General features: G+C 50.9%; 10 protein-coding genes. 6 read left to right on the top strand and 4 right to left on the bottom strand.

Features of this window, described 5'->3' with window-relative positions; all coding sequences use genetic code 11:
- The first annotated feature begins 1,312 nt into the window (after positions 1-1,312).
- From J7M22_06095 to J7M22_06085, 3 genes are read left to right on the top strand one after another with little or no spacing between them, the layout of a single operon-like run.
- Entirely contained in the window at positions 1,313-2,029 is a 717-nt protein-coding gene (locus J7M22_06095; protein MCD6506179.1) for an NYN domain-containing protein, read from the top strand.
- A 13-nt stretch (positions 2,030-2,042) separates the two neighbouring features.
- Positions 2,043-2,180 (top strand): hypothetical protein, encoded by a 138-nt coding sequence (locus J7M22_06090; GenBank protein MCD6506178.1) that lies wholly within the window; start codon positions 2,043-2,045, stop codon positions 2,178-2,180.
- A complete protein-coding gene (locus tag J7M22_06085; protein ID MCD6506177.1) occupies positions 2,155-4,230 on the top strand; it encodes a hypothetical protein in 2,076 nt (691 codons plus the stop codon). The genes J7M22_06090 and J7M22_06085 overlap by 26 nt, the downstream gene beginning before the upstream one ends.
- Here the strand turns inward: J7M22_06085 and J7M22_06080 are convergent.
- Positions 4,227-5,123, bottom strand: a complete 897-nt coding sequence (locus J7M22_06080) for a diguanylate cyclase (protein MCD6506176.1) — start codon at positions 5,121-5,123, stop codon at positions 4,227-4,229. The two genes, J7M22_06085 and J7M22_06080, sit on opposite strands and share 4 nt — an antisense overlap.
- A complete protein-coding gene (locus J7M22_06075) occupies positions 5,086-6,075 on the bottom strand; it encodes a HAMP domain-containing histidine kinase (GenBank protein MCD6506175.1) in 990 nt (329 codons plus the stop codon). The genes J7M22_06080 and J7M22_06075 overlap by 38 nt, the downstream gene beginning before the upstream one ends.
- 131 nt (positions 6,076-6,206) lie before the next feature.
- On the opposite strand from J7M22_06075, the gene J7M22_06070 reads away from it, so the two are divergent.
- From J7M22_06070 to J7M22_06060, 3 genes are all read left to right on the top strand, one after another.
- Complete coding sequence (locus J7M22_06070; GenBank protein MCD6506174.1) at positions 6,207-7,976, top strand: fibronectin type III domain-containing protein; 1,770 nt, start codon at positions 6,207-6,209, stop codon at positions 7,974-7,976.
- 12 nt (positions 7,977-7,988) lie between these two features.
- On the top strand, positions 7,989-8,759 hold the full coding sequence (locus tag J7M22_06065) for a sugar phosphate isomerase/epimerase (GenBank protein ID MCD6506173.1): 771 nt from the start codon (positions 7,989-7,991) through the stop codon (positions 8,757-8,759).
- An 82-nt stretch (positions 8,760-8,841) separates the two neighbouring features.
- Complete coding sequence (locus J7M22_06060; GenBank protein ID MCD6506172.1) at positions 8,842-9,384, top strand: hypothetical protein; 543 nt, start codon at positions 8,842-8,844, stop codon at positions 9,382-9,384.
- Here J7M22_06060 and J7M22_06055 read toward each other — a convergent pair whose 3' ends face one another.
- A complete protein-coding gene (locus J7M22_06055; protein MCD6506171.1) occupies positions 9,385-10,365 on the bottom strand; it encodes a hypothetical protein in 981 nt (326 codons plus the stop codon).
- A gap of 6 nt (positions 10,366-10,371) precedes the next feature.
- Positions 10,372-11,004 carry a hypothetical protein gene (locus tag J7M22_06050; GenBank protein MCD6506170.1) on the bottom strand — a complete coding sequence of 211 codons (633 nt, stop codon included), beginning with the start codon at positions 11,002-11,004 and terminating at the stop codon, positions 10,372-10,374.
- Positions 11,005-11,186 lie beyond the last annotated feature (182 nt).

The raw sequence follows: 11,186 nt of genomic DNA, 5'->3' as shown, positions 1-11,186 counted from the left end.
TAGGGATAGGAGGGATTTCAGTATCTTCAGGATAGGGTATAATATGGTGGAGAGGATGTTAGCACCGGGAGAGAGGCTCAGAATCCGATTGATCCCTTACTTCCCTTAAAAGTGTCAGGTAGCTAGTCCGCCGCTTATAGGTCATTTATTGTCATTTGTCGTCATTTATCGTCATTTGTAGTCATTAATGACGGCGAAGCCGAATGACTTAATGACTACAAATGACGGTTGAGCTATGGACGGCGGACAATTGGCCATAGATACTACACTCAAGGGAAATAAGAGCGAATAACATCCTTTATCATGCTCCGGAGGTGAAAAGATGGCCAAGCAGAAAAATATATACAAAAAGCTCAGGAAATCGGTGACAGAGGAGATAATAAGCTTTCTCATCAGAGGGATGTTGAGCAAGGACGAGATAAAATCGCTGGCTAATAAATGCGATCTCAGATACGATGGCGTTCGAACCAGTACCGTCCCGGTCGATATCCTGATTGAAGATCTGGCTAAGCGATTCCTGGATGATCCCGATAGCGGACTGAATATAACTAAATATCTACTGAAGAAAATCGATGGAGAATCGCTTAGCCTTTCAAACATGACAGCTAAACAGATTAAAAAGGTGTATTCCGTTGAAAGGATCATGAGCGAAGGTCCTGAGAGAGGATCCAGCATGATCATATCCATGCTGATAGATCCCAGAAGCGAGATAAATGAATATGCCGTCCAGCTCTGGGAGAAGATTAACGAGATACTGGATGAGAGCGAGGGGGAACTGGAGGATATCTTAGGACGACTGTTTGAGGAGGATGATGATGAGATGGAAGAGGAGGATGAAACCGAGGAGGATGAGGAAGAGAGCAAGATCGACGAGATCTTAATCGAGCTGGAGGAACAGATGAGAGAAGGAAAGCTGGCCAGAATAATCGATTCCTTCAAACCGCCCAGAGGGATACCGGATGACGATCTCATGAGGGTTCGACTGCCTATAGCGTTGGCCACCGTCCTACTCCGCTACGGATATGAGGAGTTCACCAGGGCCCTGGATAGGATGAAGGAGCAGATCGAAGAGGATAGGAGGAAGGAGGAGATCCTGCAGGAGAAGGCCGAAAAGCTTCAGGAGAGGTTGACCCAGCAAAGACACCTCTCAGATGAGATCGCCCGTGAAAGGGCTGACCTCAGAAGAAAGGTGGTTCAACTCGAGAGAAAACTGGCGGCGCTCTCCGATCAACAGAAAGAAGTGGAAAGGTTAAGGGCCAGATGCCATGAGCTCGAAAGGGAAAACCGAAAGATGGAGCATGATTTAAGGGAGATGGAGGGGATATCCCGTGAGTACGAGGAGCTGAAGATCGAAAAAGCCAAGTTAGAAGTCGCACTCAAAACCGTGGGTGAGCGACTCGAAAGGGAAAGAAATGAGTATCAGGATAGAATAAATGAGCTCCAATCCCACATCTCGCTTCTTCGATCCCAAAGGGAATCCCTCTCAAAGGAATTGAAACGGCTCAGGGAATCACGTCAGACCCACTCCAAACCGCAAAGGAGCAGAAGGGATAAACCCAGAGTAGGGGTGTTTGTGGACGTTCAGAACATGTTCTACGCCGCCAGAGAAAACTACAACGGCAAGTTGGACTATGCGAAGCTCCTCGATGTGGTCGTCCGCGATAGGATCCTGGTAACAGCCAACGCCTATGTGGTGTATAACCCCGAGATAGACCAATCCTCCTTTTTATCCTTCCTGGAGTATCAGGGATATAGGGTGAAGTCGAAGAATTTGACCGTCAGAAGCGACGGGTCCGCAAAGGGGAATTGGGATGTGGGTATGACCATAGATATCATATCGATGATAGATGATCTCGACGTGGTCGCCCTTGTCAGCGGGGACGGCGACTTCTGCCCTCTTGTCGAGATGCTCCAGAAAAATGGGATAGCCGTCGAGGTCTATGGTTTCGAACGTAACACCTCTATGGAGCTTAAAGGTCTGGCGGATGAGTTCTATCCGATCTCAGGAGATATGGTCATAATAGATTGAACGGAGGAAAGCGATGGATATCCCAAAGCCGATCTACGTGATCCTGTGTCTTATCATACCGCTGGGATGGGGGGTATTGACGGATTTCATATTCTCCCGGCTCGGCCTTCTGAAGGAGATAAAGGATGAGAATAGAGGAGATCGAAGCTGAGCTGAGCGATATTTTAGGGGTGAGAGTGCCGGAAGATCTGGAGGAGGAGATCGCCGACCAGCTTATCTCGGTTGTCTCAGAACGGCTCAAGCCGGAAAGCCCTGAGGAATTACACAGGATGATCGATCCCCAGTGGGTGGTCTTGGCGGCAGGTAGGGGAACGAGAATCGATCCGGAAAGCATCCTGAACAAGAACATCGATATCTGGTTCGGCGAGAGCAACGTCCTTCAGCTCGCCCTGAGACATCTCCCGGGAACCCGACCGCCGATCGTCGTCGTTAACCCACAGATAAGGCGGAGAATCGAGATGGAGGGAGCGGAAAGATTGATCGGCAGGGAGGCGATCATAGCGGTTCAGAAGATCCCAAACGGCACTGGTGGAGCTCTTATCGCGGCAGCAGAGATCCTTGAGAAGATCGATGCCGATCTGATCGGCGTCGCCTTCGGAGATGAATCTTTCCTGGAAAGGGATATGTTCCTCCTGACCCTGGTGGATCACATCGTAAAGGGCGCCGATATAACTCTCTGCGGTAAACAGCCTGAGACTGTGGTCGGTAAAGGCGGACTGTTCTTCGACGGATCAGGCAGGTTTATCGGAACGCGGGAATGGGCGGAGATGAATGAAGATGAACGCGGGGAGATGTTACGCCGGTTCGATAAAGGCGAGGGATACACCAATACCGGGATAACCATTGCCAAAAGGGTGGAGGTTCTCAGGAGGCTTGATAGGTTGAAGCCTCATCTCAAAGGTGAGCTACATCATGTCGATCTCATCCGGATTTTCTACGATGATGGGTTGAAAACCAACGCATACATCTACCGTAATTCGATCCCACCGGGGGTTAACCGCTGGTCGGCCGTAATGGAAGGGGAATCCAGGATCTTCCGAACAAATCGCAGGAAGTTCCTCGATAGAGGGGCCAGGGTCGATCCTGAAGCCAGGATAACCGCCGAGCCCGGATATCGGATAGGCAGAGCCTGTTATCTTCTAGGCAGGGTGCATATAGGAGCTCAAGTCCGCATCGGCAACTATTGTCGGATCGAGAACTCGATCCTTACCGGAAACACCCGACTCGGCGATAGAGTCGGACTGAAGGATGTCGTGGCTCATAATACCATCTTCGACTCGAATCCGATCCGGCCGCCCTTGGGAGAGCCGATATCCGGTTTGAAGGTCTTAAGCGAGATCGTCAATTGCAGGTTTGAAAACGTCATCATAAGATCGGGTGTTAGACTGCGGGATGTCGAGGCCCGATATACCGTGATTCCCTCCGGCGTTAATCTCTCAAACCTGAAATTGGGAAGGTGGTTGCGGGAGGACATGGCTTTGGATCTGATGGATGAGCTGGTAGATGGCGAATATACGCCGGGCTCGTTCACCTCCGATCGACCGGATAATATGATGGAAAACCTCATACAGCGCTCGACCCGTAATCCCAAATTGGCTGCCGTCGTCCGCCAGAACCTGAGCGATCTTATGGGGATAGATGGGATCGAGGAGCTGACCGCTCAGGAGCTCAGGGGTATCATCTCTGAGATCATCCGATTGACCACCGGAAATCCAGATCCTTATCTCCTCGAGAAACGAAGGCTTAGAGAGGAGGGATTTAAATTCGTGAAGGACGGCGGTGGGAAGAGAGAACTGAAGGAGATCACGGAGGTGCTTGATACATCAGGAGGAAATATCCTCATCCTCTCCGGTCGAGAGGGAGATGGGGTCGAAGATATATGGCTGGCGGGAAAGCTGGCGGAGAGGGGATTTCATGTGGTGGTAGCCGGGAAGGAACTTCCGGTTGAAACGTGCGTGACGGCGGAGGAGCTTTCTGAAATCCGATACTGGATGGGGATAAGAGGTATCTCTGTGATCTCATCCGGTTCCCGGATGCCGGGGGTAAACCTGTTTCAGGCCAGGAGGGAATTTCTAAACGCCCTTGTCGAAGCGGATCTGGTGATCTGCAGAGGAAAGGATAACCTGGAAACGACGGAGAAGCTGAGAAGGCGGCGGCTCTTTCTGAGTTCGATTTTGCTGACCTCCTTAAGGACTATCTAGGCGCATGCGATTGTATTTCGTCTCTTCTTCGCCTCATAAAGGGCTTTATCGGCCAGCTTGATCAGGAGTTCCGGATCCATCTCATCGCCTTTGGTGGGATCAAGCTGGGCACAGCCGACGCTCACCGTTACCGGGAGGGCGAGGTCTTTCGCAAAGCGATGTAACTCCACGTTTCTTCTGATTCTCTCCGCCAACGTCTGGGCGCCCTTAAGGTTCGTCATCGGGAGGACGATCAGGAACTCCTCACCTCCATATCTGGCTATGATATCCACCACCCTGGTTGAATCCTTCAGTATCTTGGCGAACTCCTCCAGCACCAGATCGCCGACCTGATGGCCGTAAGTGTCGTTCACGTTCTTAAAGTGATCCAGATCTAGCATCAGGCATGAGATCGGATATTTATATCGCCTCGCCCTTTCGATCTCCTCGGTTAGCCTCTCGTTGAGATATCTCCTGTTGTATAGTCCCGTTAGCTCGTCGGTTATACTCATCATTTTCAGGTTATCCTGACGTTCCTTAATTCGCATGGCGGCGTTCACCCTGGCGGCGAGCTCCTGGAGTGAGAAAGGCTTCGTTATGTAGTCATCCCCTCCTCTCTGAAATCCCTCGATTATATCGGAGGTTTCGACCTTGGCGCTGACGAAGAGTATTGGGATATCCCTCGTAGCATAATCTGCCCTGAGTTCCTCACATACCTCATATCCGTCTATTCCTGGCATCATGATATCCAGCAGGATGACATCCGGCTGTTCCACCTTAGCGATTCTAAGCCCCTCTTCCCCGCTTTTGGCTTTCAGCACCTCGTAGTCGAAGGGCTTAAGCCCCTTTTCGATGATTCTTATATCATCATCGATGTCATCTATCACCAGAACCTTTTTCCTTCGAGCTGCCATACCAGCTCCCCTCCTTAAGCCAGTCGTATATTTTGAGTATTATCTCCCTTTGATGTTCATCCAACCTCTTCTCCAGATTTCTCAGCACATCCTCTCGAAGCCTCTCAGTTATGATGGGAAGCGTGAAGGTGACCGTAGTTCCCTCCCCAGGCTGGCTTTGCACCTCAATTGTCCCGCCGTGTGTCTCGACGAGCTCTTTTGTTATGTTCAAGCCGAAACCCGTATTTTCGGAACGATTCGTTTCATCAAAGATATGTTCCTGTAGTTCCCTAGGTATTCCCGGACCGGTGTCGGAGATGGAGATCTCCAGAAACGGATTATCGACCCTGACGGAGATTGAGATTTCCCCCTGCTGGGTGAATTTCACAGCGTTTGAAAGTATATTGAGCAGTATTCTCTTCACCTTCAATCTATCACCTAAAACGGCGGGGAGGTTCTCCGGGATATCCTCCCGTATCTTTAGGTCCTTTGCCCTCGCCATCGGCTCAATGGTTTCAAGCGCTTCTTTCAGGACGGATTTGAATTCCAGAGGCTCAAACTTCGGCTCCAGCTTTCCGGCCTTTATCTTCGAGAGCTCCAAAGCGTCGTCGACCATCCTCAGGAGATCCTCCGCATTGGCGATAACCCTTTCCAAATCTCTCCTCTGTTCCTGGGTCACCTCTCCGTCAAGCCCTTGGACGATACATTGGGCATATCCTATTATCGAAGTCAAAGGGGTTCTGAATTCGTGTGATATATTGCTTATAACGGAAGCCAAAAAGCTTTCAAGGGCTGACTTCCGCCTTTCCATCTCATCCTCGATCTTCGATCTTTTCATCCTTTCATACCGGATGATAAGAAGATTAATAGCTGTCAATATGGCGACCGATGGCACGGCGATCCAGATCGATCTGGAAAGGATGATCAACGCAACCGCTATGACGAAGAAGGCGATCTGGATGATATATTCCATCGCTCTTACACCTCATCGGATTGGTGTGACTTAAGAATACATTAAAACTTCCACGATTGTCAACAACCCTTGATTTTTGATCCGCTGCTATTGTATCCTAATCCTCGTCAACCACAGAGTGAGGGATAATCATGAGATCCGGCCTTTTTTTGCTGTCGATTTTAATCCTTTCATCATCCGCCTACGCCCAGCACTCGCTCTCACATAACAACGGCGATGTGATCATGGACCTCACCGATTTCGGCGCATTTATGAACTTCTCCCACAACAGCATAAACTCGACCTTCAGCTATCCCGCTTCCAAACCGACGGCCAAGACCTATCTTCAACCGATATCCGAGCTGTGGGCGGGGAATTCGGAGAACTTCGTCGCGAGTTCCGTCGATATCGATCCAAATACGGGGAAGTTGATGCTAGGGGAATGGAAACCAACTGACGTCGGCGCCATCTCATATGCCGAAAATGAAGCCGGAAGACAGGTGATAACGGCGCAATATAAGGCTTCCGATGGGAAAAACATGGATATACTGGTGGATCAAATGAGCTATTCATGGACGAAACCCGGGGGATTCGTGCTGGTCAAGCTCACCATCACAAACCTCAATCCCCTCGGAATCAAAGGGCTTTTGTTGGGTATCCTGACCAACTGGGATGTTGACGATATGGACAGATCGGGTAATTTGAATCTGGACATGGTGGATTGGGACCCCGATCTGAATCTCTCCTATTTCCATGACGCCGATAGCTCCGATGGGACCGATCATACATATGTAGGCGTTATCCTGATAGAGGGTAAGCTTAACAGACATAGAGTTATACCGTATTCGGGGGGCATCTACTTGGATGCTAACAGATTCAAATTGATGAGTGGGAAGAGGGTGGAGAGAAGCGTTGCACCCGGCAATTACGTCTCTCTGATATCGATAGGGCCGTATGACTTGGAAACCAGAGCGCCCAAGACGGTGATCTTCGCCTTCGTGGCGGGCGGATCGCTCGATGAGCTGCGATCCAACGCCGAGATGGCTAGAAGGATGACGTTTATCCCTGAGATGGTGAAGGCGGTAGGAGAGAAGGGATATGTGGAGCTTTCGTGGGAACCGCCGATCGATCCCAGAGTCTCCGGATATAGGATCTATCGTAAATCGGAGGGGGATAAGGATTTCACCATGATCAGTAGTGGAACGATATCCGCCGCAAGGTTTAAGGATTATGAGGTTCAGAAGGGGGAAACCTACACATATGTCATACGACCCGTAACCATGGAAGGAGAATTGAAATACACGTCGGACGAGGTGAGCGTCAAAGTCGTTCCGAAACCCCATCCTCCATCGTTGCTTCGTGCCGGACTCAAGCAGGGTGGTATCGAGCTTTCATGGGATCCATCGGAATCATCTAACCTCCTCGGATATCTGATCCTCAGAAACCGAACCGGCGATGAACCTTGGACGCCTATAGCTACCGTCAAGGCTGATTCCACCTCCTTCTTGGATAGGAATGTCTTTCCGGGGAACGATTACTTCTATGCCATTGCGGCGGTCGGCGAGGGAGGGATCAGGAGCAATCCGACGAAACCGGTGGAGATCTACGTTCCTTCCCTCTCATCTCCTCCCTCGCCTGATATCGATGAGGTCTTTGTCGCACCGAATCCGTGTTCTCTCTCTACAAACGACGACGTGACGTTCCTAAACCTTCCCGCCGAAGCCCTTATAAGGATATATGCCCCCTCGGGCCAGATCATTCGTGAGATCGTCCATCGTGACGGAACCTCCCGAGAGAAATGGGATCTCAGATCACCAGGTGGTGGAGTGGTATCGCCTGGGGTGTATATCTACACGGTCAAGATGTATCTGGAGAAGGGGAAAACCAAGTCGATAGCTGGTAAGCTGGCGATTTTACCTTAACCAGGGGAGACGATGAAGATAGGTAGAATGAACAATCCTATGAGGAATCTGATTAGCGAGGTAAATTGGACGGGGAAACACAATTTCGATTTCCTCGATCTCACCCTTGAACCTCCTAACGCCCATCCGGACAAAGTTGATCTCGACGCCCTCAGGGATCTGATAGCGAAATATAAGCTGGAGGTGATAGGACATACGGCCTATTATCTGCCGTATACCTCTCCATATTCCAGCTTGGTCAGGGCTTCCATCGACGAACTCGTCAAATGTATGGAGCTTCTGGATAGGCTTGATGTCAGAAGGATGGCCGTCCATCCCGATGAGGCTTCGGCGGGCATTTGGGGTAGAGCGCGGGCGATAGAGAGAAATATAAGGATGATGAAGATCATTGCCCGTGAGGCCAAAAGATATGAGATCAAGATCATGATCGAGAATACCCCGAGGCTCTTCAATGAGGTGGATGAGCTGAAACGTCTCTTCAATGAGATTGAGGATGTCGGATTTCTCCTGGATGTGGGCCACGCGAATCTCAACACGAGGGAGAACAAAACGAGGTTGTTCCTCCAGCACTTCAGGGATAGACTGGAGCACGTCCACCTCTCCGATAACATGGGCGGCAGCTCCGACCTGCATCTACCCATCGGCGCAGGAGGAATACCCTGGGAAAGCGTCATCAAGTGGTTCAAAGAGGCGGAATACGACGGAACCTTTACGCTGGAGGTCTTCTCAAGGGATTACGAATACATATTGATCAGCAGGGAAAAGCTGCGACGGATGTGGTGAGATTAAACTTATAGAGCATCATTCCCGTCTATAGATTGCCGAGAGGTTCAATGTATAATGAGGAAAGGTAGAGGTGAATGAGATGAAGGGAAAGCTTTTAATCGTTGTAGCCTTGGTCTCAGCTTTATCCCTTTTCACCGTTCTGGTTGTCGCCCAAGTCCAGCAGGTTCAACCCCCACGTCCGGGCAAGGAGGTTCTGCGTAAATCCCCGACGCCTCCACCACCTGAAGAGAGGGTCAAGCAGATGCTGGATAGGATCATGTCGAGGATGAAGCTGAATGAGGAGCAGAAGAAAGCTGTCGAGAAGGTCGTGATGGCGAAGATCGAGGCACGACGTAAATCACAGGAGAGCTTGAAGGAGCTGAGAAAGCTCGCCAGAAACAGAAACGCCTCTGAAGACGAGATCAAAGCCGCACTGGACAAATTCCGGAAAGATCTTATGCAGAGCAAGGCTAAGATTCAGAAATTGGAGGAGGCTGCTCTAAAGATCGTGCCGATCAGGGCTCAGCTGATGTTCACGCTCACCGGCATATTCGATAACGGCCAGCCGTTTCCGCCGCAACCACGGGGGGAGCTACGCCGTACGAGACCTCAAGGAAGACAGAGACCTGGTAGGATGAGATGATCATCCCGATATAAGGGCTCCGCTGTTATTCGGGCCGGCCAGGAAACAGATACCCTCTCCTGGGAGGGAACCCAAGAATTTTTCTGTCTTTTCGAAGAGGGATTCTGGGTCACGTGATACAGCGTATAGGGTCGGCCCCCAGCTGCTTAGCCCTACGCCCAAGGCTCCCTCTCTTTTAAGGAATCTCATCGTCTCGCGAACCACCTCTTCCTGAGCTTCCACCTCTATCCGTTTCCATCCCACCTCTTGGATCCTATCTATCGAATCGCCGAACCTATCCAGATCTCGCTCTATCAGGGCTGGGAGCATCTCCATCAGGATTATATGTGATAATTTCTCAACCTCACATAGCGGCACGGGACAGAGAGAGGTGAACAGTTTGACCTCCTCATCGCCTGAGACATGTCTGCCAGGAGGAATAACGATGAGGAGCTTCCACTCATCGGGAAAATCCCTTCTCAGTATGACCGGCGGAGGAGGTGTTCCCTTCGAGGCGGAGGATGGGAGATAGGATGATTTCTGATCCGGGAATCGATGGCCGCCGTCGAGAATGAAACCTCCCTCATAGAAGGCCGCAACCCCTATCCCTGAGGTTCCGCCCCTGCCGACCAACACCGGCGCTTCTTCCCTCGATAGCTCAACTCCATATAGCCGTGCGATCCCATGAGCAAGAGCCAACGAGATCTGCGTGCCTGATCCCAGCCCCCAGTGTGGCGGGATGATCTCCTCGACGATCACCTCCAAGCCGCCGAGATCGAATCTCTCCATCATCATGTTGGCGATATGGGCGATTCTATCGGCGAAAGGCGGAGCCTTGTCGCCCTCTATGGAAAGGCCATGGACACGCCTTCGGAGCCTGATCCTAAAGCCGGGCCTCTCAAGGGCCACTCCCACGCTTCCGTCGATCCGTCCTAGAGATCCGTTGAGATCCATCAGGGCGAAGTGTAATCTGGATGGTGTCCGAACGATCACCTCGCTCATGCTTGATCACTCCCCCGGAATTAGGACTTTCCCCATGCCATCCCATATGGAGGTTGCGGAGAAGATCACCTTGGAGGCATACCCGTTGACGACTATCACCCCACCTAGATCGCTCGCCGGATAGGAGTAGATGTAATTGCCGCCGAACTCAACGATCTTGGATTCGTCCACCCTCCATCCGATCATCCCCCCGTATTGGGGGTTCCCCTCCATGATCTTAGCCGCCTCAGAGACGGAGATGAGCGGACCGGAGGATAGGAGCATCTTATACGACTTCTTGAGCTCCATCGATTGGTAATCCAGCCTGATAATCGCCGCCTTCACCGGCTCATCACCTTGAGGGATTGAGGTGACGATCCCCACCCATTCGGCCGCGGCGGGATCGAACGGGCCGACCGAGAAGGGATGCATGAAAACGATGGCGACATATGACCTTTCGGCACCGACGTAATCCACCTCAGGATACTTCTCCATCGAGAGCCAAGCCCTTTCTGCTTCTTCAACGCTTTCCACGGTGAAGTCGGTCTGACTGTAGTAGAACACATCGAAGTTCTTGGGTTCCTCCTTCGTCTCATCCCCCCAGCCACAACCCCATATCGGTAGAAGGGCTAATATGAGAAACCATACAATGGATTTCAACCTTTGCACCTCCAAAACAGGACTTCTCAAAAGTTCATGGAGCGTAAGATGAGGAAAATCTAGGTAACATAAGGGTTTTTGAGCAAATTCGCGATAGATTAGAGCGCGAATTTCCTCTGAATCACTTATGCCATCTAAGCCTTTCTCCATCTACATTCTTCAAAAGTTTTTGAGAAGTCCTG

This window comes from Candidatus Poribacteria bacterium, assembly GCA_021162805.1.
Taxonomy (GTDB): Bacteria; Poribacteria; WGA-4E; order B28-G17; family B28-G17; genus JAGGXZ01.
This window is presented reverse-complemented; position numbering and strand designations above follow the sequence as displayed.